The following is a 15,720-nucleotide window of genomic DNA, read 5'->3' as shown; positions in this document are numbered from 1 at the left end:
ATAAAGGCTTTACTGCGGCTCCCGGCGGTGCATATCGGTAGCCAATATAGAACGAAAGGATGACAGATTTGGAGATTACGATATGTGTAGGAAGCTCCTGTCATTTGAAGGGATCGCGTGACGTTATTAAAATATTGGAACGGCTGATTACTCTGCACCGTTTGGAGGATAGAATAACCCTGAAGGGATCCTTTTGCATGGGGGAATGTTCGAAAAACGGTGTTTGTGTCTGCGTGGACAGCGACCGTTTCAATGTCGCCCCGCTCAATGCGGATTTGTTTTTTAACGATGTAATTCTGAAGAGAATTAATTAAAGGCGGAAAGGGGTGGATCGGATGGCAATTATCGGACTGAAGGCGGCGAACTGCAAAAATTGCTATAAATGCGTGAAGGTGTGTCCTGTCAAATCTATTAAGGTTGAAAACGCACAGGCACAGATTATCGAACGGAGATGTGTCTTGTGCGGTACCTGTCTGGAGCAGTGCCCGCAGAATGCGAAGACATTGAACAGCGATATCGCATTGGTAAAAGAACTGATTCGGAAGGGCGAAAAGGTCATTCTTTCCATTGCCCCTTCTTATATTGGTTCGTTTGCGTTTGATGAGGCGAAAAAGTTTGCCGGCGCAATGAAAGAACTGGGGTTCTACGGAGTTGCCGAAACCAGCATGGGGGCGGCGTACGTAACCGCAGAATATCATAAGCTGATGCAGAAAAACGAAATGAAAAATATTATTACAACCTGCTGTCCATCGGTGAACAGGCTGATTGAGCTGTACTATCCTTCTCTGATTCCACAAATGGCTCCGGTTGTTTCCCCCATGATCGCCCATGCGCGGCTATTGAAGAAAACCTATGGCAGCGGGGTGCATGTCGTTTTCGCCGGCCCATGCATTGCCAAAATTGATGAAGCCGCCGACCTTCGCCACAACAGCGAGGTAAGCGCCGTGCTCACCTTCGATGATTTGGCCAACTGGCTGGAGCAGGACGGGATTCAGATTATGGATGCGCCGGTAGCATCCTTTCTGAATTCCAGTTCAAAAATCCTGCGCATGTATCCGATTTCCCAAGGAATCCTGGCTTCCTTGCGTGCGATTGGCGATACCGGCGAATGGAAAATGCTCAGCGTGAGCGGTTCGGGGGAAGTTATCGATCTTTGCATGGCATTGGAACGCGGCGAATTGAACCATTGCTTTATCGAAGTCAACATGTGTACGGATGGCTGCATTAACGGGCCGATCTCCCTAAAAGATTCTGCATCCCGTTTTTCATCCCTTATCAAAGTCCGGAACTACGCAAAACAGGACGAAGGGGATTATCCCGGTCTGCCGGAAGTTATCCCGTTAAAAAAGCGCTTTTTGGATCGCTCGATCAAAGAAGAAATTCCGGACGAAGAAACCATTCGCTTGATTTTATCCAAAATAGGAAAAGAATCGCCGGAAGATGAATTGAACTGCGGTTCCTGCGGCTACCCCACCTGCCGCGACAAGGCGATTGCGGTTTACCAGAACCGGGCGGAGCTGACCATGTGTATGCCGTATATGAAGGAGCGCGCCGAATCGCTTTCCAACTGTGTTTTGACGGAAACACCCAATATTACGCTGATTGTGGATAAAGACTTAAATATCATTGAGTTTAACGCCGCGGCGGAAAAGGCGTTTAAAATGACAAGGCATGAAGCTTTGCAGAAATGTATTTATGAAATTATGGATTCTTACGATTTTCAGAATGTGTTTGATGAGAAGAAATCCTTACCAGATAAAAAGGTCCATTTTAAAGAGTACGGAATCACGACGATGCAGACCATTGTTTACATAGAAAAGGAAAACATCGCAATGGGCATTTTCAAGGATATTACCCGTGAGGAAGCGGAGCTGGAAAATAAGTACCGGCTCCGGAAGGATACCATGGAAATGGCCCAGAAGGTTATCGACAAACAGATGGTCGCTGCCCAGCAGATTGCCAGCCTGCTTGGTGAAACCACAGCGGAGACGAAGGTGACGCTGACGAAACTGAAAAATATGATTGTGTTTGATGGGGATAATCAATGAAGATGCATATTGACGCGGCATATCGGAGCTTGAATAAGTACGGCGAAGAACTTTGCGGCGACAAGGTTCAGATTCGAAGGACAAAGGACGCGATCATCGCTGTGCTTGCGGACGGGCTTGGCAGCGGGGTGAAAGCGAATATCCTTTCCACATTGACAAGCAGTATCCTTTCCACCATGCTGGAAGAGGGCGCGGCTTTGGTCGAGGCAGTAGAAACGGTTGCCAAGACACTGCCTGTGTGCAATGAGCGCAAGCTTGCCTATTCTACCTTCAGCGTGATTAAAATAACGGACAGCGGCAAGGCTTCACTAGTCGAGTTTGACAACCCGCCCTGTATCTTTGTACGCGGCGGAAAAGTGGTTTCTCTGCAGGATTGCTCCGAAGTCATGGAATGTGCCGGGAAAAATGTTACAGTAAGCCGCTTTTCCGTGCAACCCGGTGATCTGATTTCTCTTGTCAGCGACGGAGTGATTTATGCCGGAGTGGGGCAGGCGCTGAATTTTGGCTGGAACTGGGATAATGTATCCACATGGCTTGCCAGAACATCGCAGAAAGAGACCTCCGCGCCCCGGCTGGCGGTTTCGCTGTCGGAGGCTGTGAATGAATTCTATCTTGGAAAGCCGGGAGACGATTCCACCGGTTTGATTTTGAAGATCGAACCGCGCAGCGTACTGAATTTGCTTTCCGGGCCGCCTGTCCGAAAGGAAGACGACGGCCGCATGGTGCATGATTTTATGACCACTCCGGGCAAACGGATAGTCTGCGGAGGGACAAGCGCAAATATCGTCGCCAGGGTGTTGAACCGCAAGGTGGAAACTACAGTCAACTATACCGATCCAGATATCCCGCCGACCGGAAGGATTGAAGGGATCGACCTTGTTACCGAAGGTGTTTTAACGCTGACCCGGGTAGTGGAGATCCTGCGAAATTACATATCAAAAGAGCCGGATTCCTATTATTTCCGCAGGCTTGACGAACCGAACGGAGCCGCTATGCTGGCAAAGATGCTTTTAGAGGATTGTACGGATTTAACGGTCTATATCGGAAAAGCGGTGAATCCCGCGCACCAGAACCCCGGCCTTCCGGCTGACCTGAGTATTAAGGTCAAGCTTATCGAGGAGCTTTGTGGTTTGGTTCAGCAGCTTGGAAAGAATGTCGAGAAAAACTATTACTAATTCTGAGCCGGGAAATGTTTGAAAATATGCAAGAACCGCCATAGCTTTCCTAAGATTAAAATGAATGGTAATTCCCAAGAATATATAAAGAGAGGGGGAATTCTCTTGGCTGCGATTCATATGGAAAACCTTACGAAAACCTACGATGGAAAAATAACCGCTCTGAATGGATTAAGCCTCGATATCCCGCAGGGTGGCATCTTTGGCTTTTTGGGCCCGAATGGAGCGGGAAAAACAACAACGGTCAAGCTGCTTACAGGGCTTTTGAAGCCTACGAAGGGTACGTGTACCGTGTTTGATATGTCTCCGATGGAACGCCCCTGCGACGTTCACCGGATTTGCGGAGTAATGACGGAAACGGCGAGGATGTACGGCCAAATGACCGGAAGGCAGAATCTTCAGTTTTTTGCGCAGGCAGCTGGCATGGATCGGCAGGAGGGCGACCAACGGGCGGACGAATTGCTGAAAAGCTTGGATTTGTGGGATGCCCGCGACCAGAAACTGAGTGAATATTCTACTGGTATGGCGCAGCGTTTGTCGCTCGCGCGCTCCCTGGTTCACCGTCCACGCGTTCTTTTTTTGGACGAACCCACCAGCGGGCTGGATCCGGAATCCGCCCAAACCGTAAACGCAATGATCCTATCCTTGGCGCGGAATGCCGGCGTTACGGTTTTTCTGTGTACACACCAGCTCCGTTACGCGCAGGACCTGTGCGATGCTTATGGGATTCTGGAAAGAGGAAATCTGCTGGCGGCGGGCGATCTTCCCACGCTTTGTAAAAGCATCGGTTGCCGTATTACCGCGGAATTCCGCCTTGCGCAGGGGCAGGCGCCAAAGGGATTTCAAAAAGCCGGGGAATGGTGGCGCACCGAAGTCCGCAGCGATGAGGAAATGCCCGGGCTTGTCCGGAAGCTGATCGACTCCGGACACGACCTTTATGAAGCGCGTCTTGTAAGGCCTACGCTGGAGGATGTTTATTTTCAATATACGCAGCGCCGGGAGGTGGAACAATGAAATTGCTGACGTTGCCGGAACAGGCGGTTGTAAAAAAGGATTTTGGCGCGATTTGGAGCACAAAGATGGTTCGCAATACAATGATTCTTGTGCCGGTGATTATGGCCGTTTTTCTCCCGGTTCTGTATGTTGCGATTATTTGTTTTGTTCCGTCCGATCAAATAAACGGCGCGGATCAGATGCTGAAGCTGCTTCCGAAGGAAGCGGCCGGTTATACATTACAGCAGAGTATGTTCTATGTAATGACGAATATGATCTGCCCGATGTTCTTTTTAATGATCCCTTTAATGAGTTCAAGCGTGTCGGCGGCGTGCAGCTTTGTAGGGGAAAAGGAACGCAGTACGATTGAAACCCTGCTTCTTACACCGATGAGTTTAAAATCGATTTTTAAAGCAAAAGTTTTTGGTTGTATTTTCCTTTCGGCAATTTGCACCGCCATTTCCTTCGTCGCCTTTTCCATTGTGATTTCGGTAGGCGATATTCTTCTGCAAATGCCGTTTTTCCTGAATTGGAACTGGCTGATCCTGATTTTTTTGCTTGCTCCGGCCATTACCGTATTCGGCGTCGTATTCATGGTTCTGGTTTCCGGAAAAAGCAAAAGCTACATGGAATCCATTCAAACGTCGGGCTACATTGTTCTTCCCTTGATTCTTCTTTTTGTCGGGCAGTTTACAGGGCTGTTTCAGTTAAATGCGCTGTTTCTTTTGCTTGCAGCGGCCGTAGTCATCGCCGCCGACCTTCTTCTCTGGCTTTTTGCCGCGCGGTTATTCACCCCGGAAAAGCTGTTGAAATAAGACGGTATTTGCCTTAATCCGTAGAATGTATTATAATATATTTGTAATACATAGAAATAGATTAAGACTGGAAGGTGATTAAGTGGCCGCAGATTTGCATTGTCATACCAAGATGTCCGATGGGTCAGTTGGTATTGATGAGGTTGTTCTACTTGCCAAAACGCATGGCATTCCCACGATTGCCGTTACTGATCATGACACATTTGCGGGATCCACGAGAGCAAAGATTTTTGGAGATAGACACGGGGTTGAAGTACTTTCCGGGGCGGAATTTTCTACGGTAGACCCAGCTACAGGGAGAAAGGCGCATATTTTATGTTATTTGTGTGATAATACGGATCGCTTGGAAGGACTGTGCAAACGGATAAGCGACCGTCGGCGCCGTGCTTCGTGCATTATGATCCAGAAGGTTATGCGACTTTATCCGATCACTGCGGAAATGATAATGCGCCGCGCGCAGGGCAGCACGAATATTTACAAACAGCATATTATGCATGCGCTTGTTGACGCTGGATATGCGAGCGATATTTTTGGCGAAACTTATTATAAACTATTTAATTCCAAAGTAGGCTTGGCCTATTATCCTGTTCGTTACCCTGATGTCCACGATGTGATCCGGCAGGTGCATGAGGCAGGCGGTGTTGCCGTTTTGGCCCATCCGGGCGAATACGACAGCTATGATTTGCTGGAGCAGCTTGCCAGAGACCATGAAATCGAAGGAGTAGAGGTTTGGCATCCCCGCAACAAACCGGGCGATGAAGAACGTTTTATGGCGACTGCGAAAAAATATAGTCTGGTAATGACAGGCGGCACCGATTTTCATGGCATGTACACAAAGAACAAAACCCCGATCGGAACTTGTTTAACACCGGACGAACAGATCAACGAATTAAAAAAAGCAAAAGTAAAATTGAGTAAATAACAGCGGGTGATTTATTTGAACTATCGCTATAAAACTAGAGGAACCTGTTCCACCGAAATCGTGCTTGAGTTGAATGGCGACATTATAAAATCGGTAGAGTTTGTAGGCGGCTGTAACGGGAATACAAAGGGCGTTGCTGCGCTTGTAAAAGGAATGAAGGCTGAAGAGGTAATTGATCGGCTGAAAGGGATCAAGTGCGGTTTTCGACCAACCTCCTGCCCGGATCAGCTTGCAGTAGCATTATCTCAGGTGATGGGGAAGAAGGAGAAATAAGAATGGATAAGGGGCTGCGATTTTCGTCGCAGCCCCTTTTTGCGCTTTTAGCAGCAACTGTTGTTGTTGCATCCGCATCCGTTATTGTCACCACAGCAGCAGAAGATAATGAGGATAAGGATGATAATCCAAGAGCAGCCGCCACCGAAGCCAAATCCATTGTTACACATAATTGTTTGCCTCCTTTCAGTTTACAGTATATAATATTGCGTAGGAACAAAACGTGTTACAATTTTTTATTCCTTTTGTGGAGAGCTATCTGTGCTTTGTAATTCTTATAAAATTTTATGGATATTTTATAATATAATATGAGGTGGTTTTATGCTGTGTGAATCCTGCGGGAAAAATCCTGTTATAACTCACGTGAAAAAGATCATAAACGGAAAATTAACGGAATACCTGCTTTGCGCGGAATGCGCGCAAAGGTTGGGGTATGGGAACCTTTTAACGGAATTGGGATGCAATTACGGTAGCCTTCTGGGTGAATTTTTCGGCGAATTCGAACGGACGGATCTTGTTCGGTGCGAATGCTGCGGCGCTTCTTTTAATGATATTGTACGCAGCGGGAAAGTTGGCTGCGCAGAGTGCTACCATACTTTTTACGACAGGCTCATCCCCTTAATCCAGCGCGTTCACGGCAATACGAAACACCGGGGAAAAATGCCGTGCGGAGGTATGATAAGAACGCCTCCGCAAGAGCAGCTCAGTTTAATGCGCCGTGAACTGCGCGAGGCAATCCGAATGGAAAATTTCGAACAGGCTGCAAATCTGCGTGACCGGATTAAGGAATTGGAAGGGGGAGAAAGGCGTGGATAATTTACGGGAAAACGAGTACGATAGAGATGTTGTAATCAGTACGTGCGTTCATCTTACGAGAAATCTGAACGGAATCCCCTTTCCTGCCCGCATGAGCCGCAGCGACCGGTTGAACGTGGTGCAAAGGGCAAAGGAAGCGGTTAAAGAAAACAAGGCGCTCGCGCATATCCTTCGCTATATTGATATGGAAGGTCTGTCCAAAACGGAAGCGGTTTCGCTTGTGGAACGGCATCTGGTCAGCGCAGATTTCATTTCGGATTGCAGCGGCCGCGGGGTTTTTATAACAGACGATGAATCCATAAGCATTATGGTAAACGAGGAAGACCACATCCATATTCGGGTCTATTTATGGGACCATGACCTTGAAAATGCGTACCAGAAGGCGGATATATTGGATGACATTTTCAATCGGAGCCTTCATTTTGCGTTTCATAAAGACCTGGGGTACTTAACGCAGAACCCGATTCTTCTTGGCACAGGTATGCGTGCATCTTTAATCCTGCACCTACCGGCTCTTCATGAAAGCGGCGGCATTACCCGGCTTTCCTCGAACCTTTCCAAACTGGGCCTCTCCCTTAGTGGTATTTTCGGAGCGGGGGAAGGCCCCAAAGGGGCGGTTTATCAGCTTTCCAACCAGGTGACGTTTGGGCTTTCCGAGCAGGAGGCAATCGCAAATTTGAAAAGCATTGCGACACAGCTTGTCCATCAGGAACGAGGCTTATGGGAAGAACTCGTGGAAAAACCGGAAATACAGGATGCTGTCAGCCGCTCGTTTGCCCTTTTGCAAAGCGCGAAAATGATGGGATATGAGGAATTTTTGCAGCTTGCCTCCAACGTCCGTTTCGGTATTTCCACAGGTCTGATTGAAGATGTTAACAGCGATCAGCTTAACCGGCTGATGATTGCGATGCAGCCCGCCACGCTTACATTACGGAGCGGAAGAAAACTGACGCAGAACGAACGACGGATCCTGCGTGCAGATCAAATTCGTAAAATATTAAAAAAATGAATATTTCCTTTTATGTAAAAGTGCGATATAATAGAAATGAGGAGTGTGACACGAAATTCAAAGATAAGGTGGGGTAGGTTATGTCAATTTTAAAAAAAGAAAATGCAGATTTGGCTGCGGCACTATTTTCCCTTTTAGGGGAAGCGATACCACACCGCCGCGCATTTGAAGAAGAAGCAAAGCGCTTGATTCACCAAATTCGTGACAGGGAAAAAATTTTGCTGAAAATCATCGAGCTTTGCGGCGAACCGAAAACACCGAAACATCTCTATCTAATTGAAAAAGCATACAGCTGGCTAGGGAAAAAATATTATAATGAAACAATAAAGTATGCTGGAGAGTATTTGCGTACTGCCAGTTGGAACGAACTTCCGAACCGGATTAAAGTGGAAAACGGGATTACGGTGAATTATGCTTCCGCACAACGGGCTTCCGTTTTGGTTGATCTGGCAAAAGCACAGGAGGGGCTTGGCCATTTGGATGCGGCCCTGTTGAATTTTATGGAAGCGTACCGTCTTGCCCCGTACAGTGCAATGAATGCGATCAAGGTGGCGGATGTAATCGCGAAAAAACATGGCAGGGAAGAAGCGCTCCTGTTTTTGAAACAGCAAAAAGAAAGCCAATATTATGTTCCCGTTCAATATAAGGATTTACAGGGAAACGTGCGCAAAAATGATTTGTTCAAACAGCTTTTGGATGCGCATATTTTGAAATTACAGCAATCAACTTAAAATCGTAATGTAAAAGCGGAGCTGCGAGAGCGGCTCCGCTTTATTAAAAAACCGCCGGAGAAGGGTTTCTCCGGCGGTTGAAATTCTCTTTATCGGTAGAATCAATACTTGCTGCCCGTTTGACTTTGTATATCGGTATTCGATTCCAAATTTTCCGGAACTTCCGTCTGTGAATTGCCGGCAGGTAATACGGCGCTGCCGGATGATTTGCGGATTTTGAAATTTCCGACAAGCTGTTTCAAAACCTTAGCCTGGTCGGAGAGTTCCTGGCTGGAGGCAGCGCTTTCCTCAGCCGTTGCTGAGTTTGTCTGTACAACGCTGGATATTTGTTCTACGCCGAGGGTTACCTGGTTAATTGCATCGGACTGGCTGGTTGTTGCATCTGCAATTTTGGCAACCGTTTTCGATGCCTCTTCTGAGCTCTTGACAACCCGTTGGAGGGATTGTGCGGTTTCGTCTGCTATTTTTGTTCCGCTTTCTACCTGCTGGATGGAGTTTTGAATTAAAATAGTTGTGTTTTTCGCGGCTTCTGCGCTTTTGCTTGCCAGATTTCGGACTTCATCCGCAACAACGGCAAAGCCCTTTCCGGCGGCCCCTGCCCTTGCCGCTTCCACAGCTGCGTTCAATGCCAGTATGTTTGTCTGGAAGGCGATATCTTCAATTGTCTTAATAATTTTTGAAATTTCATTGGAAGATTCGCTGATTCGGTTCATTGCCTCCAGCATTTCCTCCATATGCTGATTGCTGACTTCTATTTCATTGCTCACTTCATTCACATTTTTGCTTGCATTGGCGGCGTGCTCGGCATTCTCTTTTACATGGGAAGAAATTTCTGAAATGGAAGCGGAGAGTTCTTCTACGGAACTTGCCTGCTCCGTTGCTCCCTGTGCGAGCGCCTGTGCGCCGCTGGCAACTTGATCTGCGCTGCTGGCCACCTGTTCCGATACCTCGTTGATTTTTACCAGCGTATCGTTAAAAAAGGCCAGAATCCCACCCAACGACTTCTTTAAATTTGAATAATCTCCAATGTAATCCAGCTTTGACCGTACGGTAAGGTTCCCCTGTTCCACTTCGCGAAGGCAGTTTTCAATATCCGATATGTACATTTTAATGGATGAAACCGATTTTGCAAACGCTTCTCCCAACATTCCGATTTCATTTTTGGAATGGATGTTTATTTGCGCGTTTAAATCACCGGAAGCCATTCTTTGAGCAGCTTTTTCCATTTCTGTAAGCGGTTTGCTGATGCTTCTGGAAATTCGGAATGCGATCAGTACAGAGACGATAAAGCTTAAGATAATGGTGCAGATAATGGCAATCTGCGCAGTCTGCATTTGTTTTGCCAGCCGTACTGCAAGCATGTCGCCCTCTTCTGTTTTGGTGTTCATTAAATTATTGATACTGGTGCTTATTTTTGTGGCGATAGGACCTGCTTCATTTGTCAAAAGATCCTGCGCTTCCTCTTTTTTGTTTTGTTTGGCAAGCGCAACACCGCGAGCCCGAATTTCGTTGTAGGAAATGATATCCTGATTAATGGATTTAAAGTAAGCTTTTTCCTTTTCATTAACCATTTCTTTCTGTATTTGTGCTAAATAATGGTTAATCAGCGTCGTGGATTCATTTAATTTTGTTTCGGTTTCCTGAATTTTGTAAATTTCCTTATAGATCACAACATCCCTCGTGATGGCTCTGGCAGAGTTAAACTCCGCGGCAAGGCGTCCGATGTCACCTTGGGCAAAACCGTAGCTTTCCAGGGCTTCAGTGTATTCGGCGTTCAGACGGTTCATTACGCCAAAGCCGACACAGCCACCGATCGCAGAAACAAGGGCCACCAGAACAAAAGTTAGAATTAATTTTTTGCCGATTTTCATGTTTCTTAACATCATTCTACCTTCCTTACTGTTTATTATATAAATGAATTCGTTCCAGACCATCTATATAAAATGTAAAATATTTTCATAAATAGTTAATGAAAGGATATTCTATGTAAACAATAATATTAGGGAATATAGCAACATTTAATAGTATACTCGAATAATGTCGATTTTTCAATACTTATAGTCCCTTTTATTAAAGTATCTATAGAAATTCTCTTTAAAGGTTATTTCCTGTGACCGAGGTATGGTGTTTTCAAATGGAAAAATCGAAGTATGATATTATGTATAAAACAGCAAACCAAATCCGTAGTTATCGGACATCCGCGGGGTTAAGCCAAAAAACATTGGCGGCTATGGCGGGCTTGGATCCTGCTTTTTTAGGCCATGTTGAACGCTGCCTGAAGTGCCCTACCATCGACACTCTGAATAAGATTTCCAACGCGTTGAATATTACCCTTTCACAACTTCTCGATTTTGACCATCCACCGAAAGAGACCAAAAACGTAGACCTCTTAAAGAAGATTACAGTCCTTTTTAATCAGCTTACACCGGAAGAAGCCAATCACCTTACCAATATCATTTTTAAAATTGTAGAGTTTAAAAAGCATTAAAAACAGGCTAAGGATGATTACAAAGGGCTTCCTTTATAAACACCGCTAGCCTGTTTGGTTATTTTGATGCAAATTCGGTTACAATTTCCTTTTCGCTGTCCGGGGGAGAATATACGAACCGGTCGATCCGGTTCCCGCTGTAAAAGTATCTTGGCGCCGCCGGTCGGTAGGAATAGTCGAATGTATCGATAATCACAAGTTTTACTTTCATTCTTGAAGAAATAATGCTTTTGATGTAAACGCTGGCCTGCTGGCCCGGTACAACGTCTTCCTTTGTTTCCGCCAGCCCTGCCAAATTAGGGGACAGCTCTACGAAGATTCCGTAAGGTTCCACAGAACGGACGATTCCGGCAACTGTTTCGCCGGCTTTAAACATAGCTACGTTTTCTGCCCAAGTACCAAGCAGTTCCTTGTGGCTCAGCGTAATCCGCCCGTTTTCAATCGATTTGATAATGACCTTAACATCCATCCCGACGGTAAAACGTTCACGGGGATGGTCGATTCTTGAAACGGAAATCGCGTCAATCGGCAACAGGGCAATAATTCCACAGCCAATGTCCGCAAAGGCTCCGAAGCTTTCAAGATGGGTAATCCTCGCGTTTATGATATCACCCGGCGTGAGTTTCTTTACATATTCCTCCATGCATTTTTCCTGCGCGGCCCGCCGCGAAAGCAGCGCGGTTAAATGCCCTTCGGAATCCTTTTGGAAACTCGTTATCATAAAGCAAACCGGTCTGTTCACCCGGGAAATGATAGCTATGTCGCGCACCGTCCCCTCACGAATGCCTAAAGCCCCCTCGTCATGCGGGATAATTCCTTTCATGCAGCCTAAATCCACCAGTAAGTTGTGCGAGCTGTCACAAATCAGCGCACGTCCTTCCAAAATTTGTCCATCCCGGCAGGCATCGTTCAGCGCGGAGATGTTTTGCAGCGCCGCGCGGTTTTCCGGCGTATCGTTAATCCAACCTTCAGGATAGTAATCAAACATTTTCCTACCTCCTTTATGTGTCTGATTATCTATATGCTTAAAACGGGTAGGTAATACTATCCGCAATTAATTATTAACTTGTTAATTTCATATATCGTAGCTTGAATATTGTCCCACATTATTATAAAATATAGGTTATCTATGAAGAGAGGAAGAGTTAAAATTATGCAAAAAAGCAGACGGATCATTGGCATGATTGCCCTTCTTGCAGTTACATTGAATTTAGCCGCGTGTTCCGGCGGAAGCGCCGAAAGTCAGGTGCCCTCTACGGCAACGTCAGCCGAAAGCAGCACGGTTTCCCAGGCTTCCGATGACGCAAGAATACGTCCGGATGATGGAAAGAAGCTGGGGTATCAGTTGGAAAAACCCGCAAACGGGGAAGAAATTGCGGTTTTAACGACCAATATGGGCGTTATAAAATTACGTCTGTTCCCGCAGGCGGCTCCGAAGGCGGTAGAAAATTTTAAGGGACTCGTTCAAAAAGGATATTATAACGGAATAACCTTTCACCGCGTGATTAATGACTTTATGATTCAGAGCGGTGACCCAAAAGGGGACGGAACCGGCGGGGAAAGCATTTGGAATAAGCCGTTTGCAGACGAATTTAATGCGAATTTGGTCAATATCCGCGGTTCGGTTGCCATGGCAAATTCCGGGAAGGATACGAACGGCAGCCAGTTCTTTATTAATCAGAAGGGGACAAAGGCGGCGATCGACTGGAGCTATTACCAAAAGGCGTTTGATGTGTACAAGGAGTCCCCGGAGGCATTTATCCAGCAATACAACACCTATTGGCTCGACATGAGCAAGGTGACGGACGCATATAAAAATATCTATAATCAGTACGGTGGTAATCCAACTTTGGACGGCGCGTACAATATTGTGGAGAAAGGACATACCGTCTTTGCGCAGGTGTTCGAGGGAATGGACGTTGTGGATAAAATAGCGTCCTTGCCCGTCGTAGCAAATGATCTGGGAGAGAAGAGCAAGCCTGCATCAAAGGTTTACATTGAAAAAGCGGAAATTGTTCCGTATAATTCCAAGTAGAACCGATAGGAAATGGAGGTTTTTTATGAATCAGAATGGTTCGGAAACAAACAGAAACCAGCACGATCAGCAGCCCTTTGACTATCAGGAGCATTATTGGCGGCAGAACCAGCAATACCGGAATCCGCCGCCCCCTTATACCCAGTATCCTCAGGATCCATGGCAGCAGTCGCCCATTCCGCCGAAGCCGCCGGTTCGTCCCAGCTATAACCCTTACGGCATGTCGGCGGACAATACGAAAGTCTTTTGCATTATGTCTTATATCAGCATCCTTTGGCTGGTGGGCCTTTTAGCGGATAGGTACAATCCCAAGGTTCGCTTCCATGCGAATCAGGGGATCATTCTCACAATCTTTTATGCCATTTTAAGATTTGTACTGATTCTGCTGACCGGTTTCGTAAATTCCATCTTTGTCATTCCCTTTTCCGGGGTTGTGTTGCTGCCTCAGATTGGCGCCGCGTTAAACGGGCTGCTGACTCTGCTTGTGTGGGGCATTTACCTTTCCTTTGTGATTATCGGCATTATGCATGCGGTACACGATCGGGAAGAACCGCTGCCGATTATTGGTACATTGTTTCAAATCTTAAGATAACATATAAAATTACCGCCAATTGCATTGACAAGCCCTTGCAATTGGCGATATAATTAATTTGTTTGTTGTTTTTTTAGTGGCAGATATTGTATAGCTATGGAGGGGAACTATGTCAGCAAAATATATCTTTGTAACAGGCGGGGTTGTTTCCGGTTTAGGAAAAGGGATTACAGCGGCATCCTTAGGGCGTTTATTGAAAGCGCGCGGCCTGAGGATTACAATGCAGAAATTTGATCCGTACCTGAATGTGGATCCGGGTACGATGAATCCGTTTCAGCATGGAGAGGTATTCGTCACGAACGACGGGGCCGAGACGGATCTCGACCTTGGTCATTACGAACGCTTTATTGATGAAAGCCTGACGCAGAACAGCAATATTACTTCCGGCAGAATTTACTGGAATGTTCTGCAAAAGGAGCGCAACGGGGATTATGACGGTGGTACCGTTCAGGTTATCCCTCATATTACAAATGAAATCAAGTCCCGCATTTATGAAGGCAAAGATAATGTTGACGTAGCGATTATTGAAGTGGGCGGTACGGTTGGCGATATTGAAAGCCAGCCGTTTTTGGAAGCGATCCGCCAGTTTGCAACGGAGGTCGGCAGGAATAACTGTCTGTTTATCCATGTTACGCTGGTGCCTTACCTTACCTGTTCCCATGAACATAAATCCAAGCCGACGCAGCATAGTGTGAAGGAACTCCTTTCCATAGGCATTCAGCCGGATATAATCGTCCTGCGCTCCGAAAAGTCGGTTGGAGACGACATTAAAAAGAAAATTGCATTATTCTGTAATGTAAATGAAAATTGTGTGATTGAGAATCTTGACCTTCCGCTTTTGTATCAGGTGCCGCTGGCGCTGAAGGAAGAGCGTCTGGATGATATCGTATGCAAACGCTTTGGGCTGGACACGCCCGGCGCGGATTTAAGCGACTGGATAGCCATGGTGAATACGGCAATGTCCGTTATGCAGAGCGTGACCATCGGCCTTGTCGGGAAATATGTTGACCTGCACGATGCCTATTTGAGCGTTGCCGAAGCGCTGACACACGGCGGAATCGGCAACAATGTGAAAGTGAATATTAAATGGATTGATTCCGAAACGATCGAGCCGGAGAATGTCGCGGATATTCTTTCCGACGTAAACGGTGTAATTGTTCCCGGCGGCTTTGGTCAAAGAGGAATCGAAGGGATGATTACGGCGATTCATTATGCAAGGGAGCACAAGATTCCGTGCCTTGGAATTTGTTTGGGCATGCAGCTTATGATTGTAGAGTATGCCCGGAATGTGCTTGGCCTTGCGGACGCCAACTCCGCGGAATTTGACCCGCAGAGCAAAAACCATGTCATTGACTTGATGCCGGAACAGAAGGACGTCGTTCAGATCGGCGGAACCATGCGCTTGGGGCAGTATCCCTGTAAGCTTTTACAGGGTACAAAAGCGGCGGCGCTCTACGGCGACACACCGCTGATTTCCGAGCGCCACCGTCATCGTTTTGAAGTGAACAATGTTTACCGTGAGCGTTTGGAAAAGGCCGGAATGGTTTTTTGCGGAAAATCCCCGGACGAGCATATTGTGGAAATGATGGAGCTTCCGGATCATCCGTGGTTTATGGGCTCTCAATTCCATCCGGAATTCAAATCCCGCCCCAACCGCCCGCATCCGCTTTTTAAAGGGCTTGTAGGCGCAGCAGTTGCATACCGCGACCTCTCCCATCATTAAGAACATGATTAAAGGGTCTCCGGCAAAGCCGGAGACCCTTTTTGAGAGCATAAAGCGCCGCTTTGTGTTGTCCTTTTGTTTATGCTTTTCTTCGGGTCAA

At 46.6% G+C, this 15,720-nt stretch carries 17 protein-coding genes; 15 read left to right on the top strand and 2 right to left on the bottom strand.

What is annotated here, in order from left to right; genetic code table 11:
- The first annotated feature begins 68 nt into the window (after positions 1–68).
- The 11 genes from P9B68_RS02045 to P9B68_RS01995 all read left to right on the top strand — a co-directional run bounded on the left by P9B68_RS02045 (position 69) and on the right by P9B68_RS01995 (position 8,782).
- A complete protein-coding gene (locus P9B68_RS02045) occupies positions 69–314 on the top strand; it encodes a (2Fe-2S) ferredoxin domain-containing protein (protein ID WP_277668363.1) in 246 nt (81 codons plus the stop codon).
- A 21-nt stretch (positions 315–335) separates the two neighbouring features.
- Complete coding sequence (locus P9B68_RS02040; protein ID WP_277668362.1) at positions 336–2,048, top strand: [Fe-Fe] hydrogenase large subunit C-terminal domain-containing protein; 1,713 nt, start codon at positions 336–338, stop codon at positions 2,046–2,048.
- A complete protein-coding gene (locus tag P9B68_RS02035; protein ID WP_135657061.1) occupies positions 2,045–3,223 on the top strand; it encodes a SpoIIE family protein phosphatase in 1,179 nt (392 codons plus the stop codon). The genes P9B68_RS02040 and P9B68_RS02035 overlap by 4 nt, the downstream gene beginning before the upstream one ends.
- 105 nt (positions 3,224–3,328) lie before the next feature.
- Complete coding sequence (locus P9B68_RS02030) at positions 3,329–4,237, top strand: ABC transporter ATP-binding protein (protein ID WP_277668361.1); 909 nt, start codon at positions 3,329–3,331, stop codon at positions 4,235–4,237.
- Positions 4,234–5,031 (top strand): ABC transporter permease family protein, encoded by a 798-nt coding sequence (locus tag P9B68_RS02025; protein ID WP_277668360.1) that lies wholly within the window; start codon positions 4,234–4,236, stop codon positions 5,029–5,031. The genes P9B68_RS02030 and P9B68_RS02025 overlap by 4 nt, the downstream gene beginning before the upstream one ends.
- 82 nt (positions 5,032–5,113) lie before the next feature.
- Positions 5,114–5,953, top strand: coding sequence for a PHP domain-containing protein (locus tag P9B68_RS02020; protein ID WP_277668359.1), 840 nt, complete (start codon positions 5,114–5,116; stop codon positions 5,951–5,953).
- A 15-nt stretch (positions 5,954–5,968) separates the two neighbouring features.
- Positions 5,969–6,226, top strand: coding sequence for a TIGR03905 family TSCPD domain-containing protein (locus tag P9B68_RS02015; protein WP_135657070.1), 258 nt, complete (start codon positions 5,969–5,971; stop codon positions 6,224–6,226).
- Between the two features lie 2 nt (positions 6,227–6,228).
- On the top strand, positions 6,229–6,498 hold the full coding sequence (locus P9B68_RS02010; RefSeq protein ID WP_167875132.1) for a hypothetical protein: 270 nt from the start codon (positions 6,229–6,231) through the stop codon (positions 6,496–6,498).
- Between the two features lie 49 nt (positions 6,499–6,547).
- On the top strand, positions 6,548–7,042 hold the full coding sequence (locus P9B68_RS02005) for a UvrB/UvrC motif-containing protein (RefSeq protein ID WP_135657072.1): 495 nt from the start codon (positions 6,548–6,550) through the stop codon (positions 7,040–7,042).
- A complete protein-coding gene (locus tag P9B68_RS02000) occupies positions 7,035–8,051 on the top strand; it encodes an ATP--guanido phosphotransferase (protein WP_277668358.1) in 1,017 nt (338 codons plus the stop codon). Before P9B68_RS02005 ends, P9B68_RS02000 begins: the two co-directional genes overlap by 8 nt.
- A gap of 80 nt (positions 8,052–8,131) precedes the next feature.
- Positions 8,132–8,782: a hypothetical protein gene (locus tag P9B68_RS01995; protein ID WP_135657077.1), complete on the top strand. Its 651-nt coding sequence runs from the start codon at positions 8,132–8,134 to the stop codon at positions 8,780–8,782.
- A 101-nt stretch (positions 8,783–8,883) separates the two neighbouring features.
- On the opposite strand, the gene P9B68_RS01990 is transcribed toward P9B68_RS01995, so the two are convergent.
- Positions 8,884–10,668: a methyl-accepting chemotaxis protein gene (locus P9B68_RS01990; protein ID WP_277668357.1), complete on the bottom strand. Its 1,785-nt coding sequence runs from the start codon at positions 10,666–10,668 to the stop codon at positions 8,884–8,886.
- A gap of 248 nt (positions 10,669–10,916) precedes the next feature.
- On the opposite strand from P9B68_RS01990, the gene P9B68_RS01985 reads away from it, so the two are divergent.
- Positions 10,917–11,270: a helix-turn-helix domain-containing protein gene (locus P9B68_RS01985; protein WP_135657082.1), complete on the top strand. Its 354-nt coding sequence runs from the start codon at positions 10,917–10,919 to the stop codon at positions 11,268–11,270.
- Between the two features lie 58 nt (positions 11,271–11,328).
- On the opposite strand, the gene P9B68_RS01980 is transcribed toward P9B68_RS01985, so the two are convergent.
- Positions 11,329–12,258 (bottom strand): S1 RNA-binding domain-containing protein, encoded by a 930-nt coding sequence (locus P9B68_RS01980; protein ID WP_135657084.1) that lies wholly within the window; start codon positions 12,256–12,258, stop codon positions 11,329–11,331.
- A 165-nt stretch (positions 12,259–12,423) separates the two neighbouring features.
- On the opposite strand from P9B68_RS01980, the gene P9B68_RS01975 reads away from it, so the two are divergent.
- The 3 genes from P9B68_RS01975 to P9B68_RS01965 all read left to right on the top strand — a co-directional run bounded on the left by P9B68_RS01975 (position 12,424) and on the right by P9B68_RS01965 (position 15,620).
- A complete protein-coding gene (locus tag P9B68_RS01975; protein WP_135657086.1) occupies positions 12,424–13,305 on the top strand; it encodes a peptidylprolyl isomerase in 882 nt (293 codons plus the stop codon).
- A 25-nt stretch (positions 13,306–13,330) separates the two neighbouring features.
- Entirely contained in the window at positions 13,331–13,897 is a 567-nt protein-coding gene (locus P9B68_RS01970; protein ID WP_135657088.1) for a hypothetical protein, read from the top strand.
- Positions 13,898–14,006: 109 nt separating this feature from the next.
- A complete protein-coding gene (locus tag P9B68_RS01965; RefSeq protein ID WP_135657090.1) occupies positions 14,007–15,620 on the top strand; it encodes a CTP synthase in 1,614 nt (537 codons plus the stop codon).
- Positions 15,621–15,720 lie beyond the last annotated feature (100 nt).

It is taken from the genome of Caproiciproducens galactitolivorans, assembly GCF_029266045.1.
Lineage (GTDB): Bacteria > Bacillota > Clostridia > Oscillospirales > Acutalibacteraceae > Caproiciproducens > Caproiciproducens galactitolivorans.
The sequence above is the reverse complement of the archived record's forward strand: the minus strand, read 5'-3'. Positions and strand labels throughout refer to the sequence as shown.

Excerpts from the sequence above, each read along its gene's own strand:
- P9B68_RS01980 (WP_135657084.1), bottom strand. The coding sequence starts at position 12,258 with ATGTTTGATTACTATCCTGAAGGTTGGATTAACGATACGCCGGAAAAC.
- P9B68_RS02040 (WP_277668362.1), top strand. The coding sequence starts at position 336 with ATGGCAATTATCGGACTGAAGGCGGCGAACTGCAAAAATTGCTATAAA.
- P9B68_RS01985 (WP_135657082.1), top strand. The coding sequence starts at position 10,917 with ATGGAAAAATCGAAGTATGATATTATGTATAAAACAGCAAACCAAATC.
- P9B68_RS02005 (WP_135657072.1), top strand. The coding sequence starts at position 6,548 with ATGCTGTGTGAATCCTGCGGGAAAAATCCTGTTATAACTCACGTGAAA.
- P9B68_RS01990 (WP_277668357.1), bottom strand. The coding sequence starts at position 10,668 with ATGATGTTAAGAAACATGAAAATCGGCAAAAAATTAATTCTAACTTTT.
- P9B68_RS01995 (WP_135657077.1), top strand. The coding sequence starts at position 8,132 with ATGTCAATTTTAAAAAAAGAAAATGCAGATTTGGCTGCGGCACTATTT.
- P9B68_RS01975 (WP_135657086.1), top strand. The coding sequence starts at position 12,424 with ATGCAAAAAAGCAGACGGATCATTGGCATGATTGCCCTTCTTGCAGTT.
- P9B68_RS01965 (WP_135657090.1), top strand. The coding sequence starts at position 14,007 with ATGTCAGCAAAATATATCTTTGTAACAGGCGGGGTTGTTTCCGGTTTA.
- P9B68_RS02025 (WP_277668360.1), top strand. The coding sequence starts at position 4,234 with ATGAAATTGCTGACGTTGCCGGAACAGGCGGTTGTAAAAAAGGATTTT.
- P9B68_RS02035 (WP_135657061.1), top strand. The coding sequence starts at position 2,045 with ATGAAGATGCATATTGACGCGGCATATCGGAGCTTGAATAAGTACGGC.
- P9B68_RS02010 (WP_167875132.1), top strand. The coding sequence starts at position 6,229 with ATGGATAAGGGGCTGCGATTTTCGTCGCAGCCCCTTTTTGCGCTTTTA.
- P9B68_RS01970 (WP_135657088.1), top strand. The coding sequence starts at position 13,331 with ATGAATCAGAATGGTTCGGAAACAAACAGAAACCAGCACGATCAGCAG.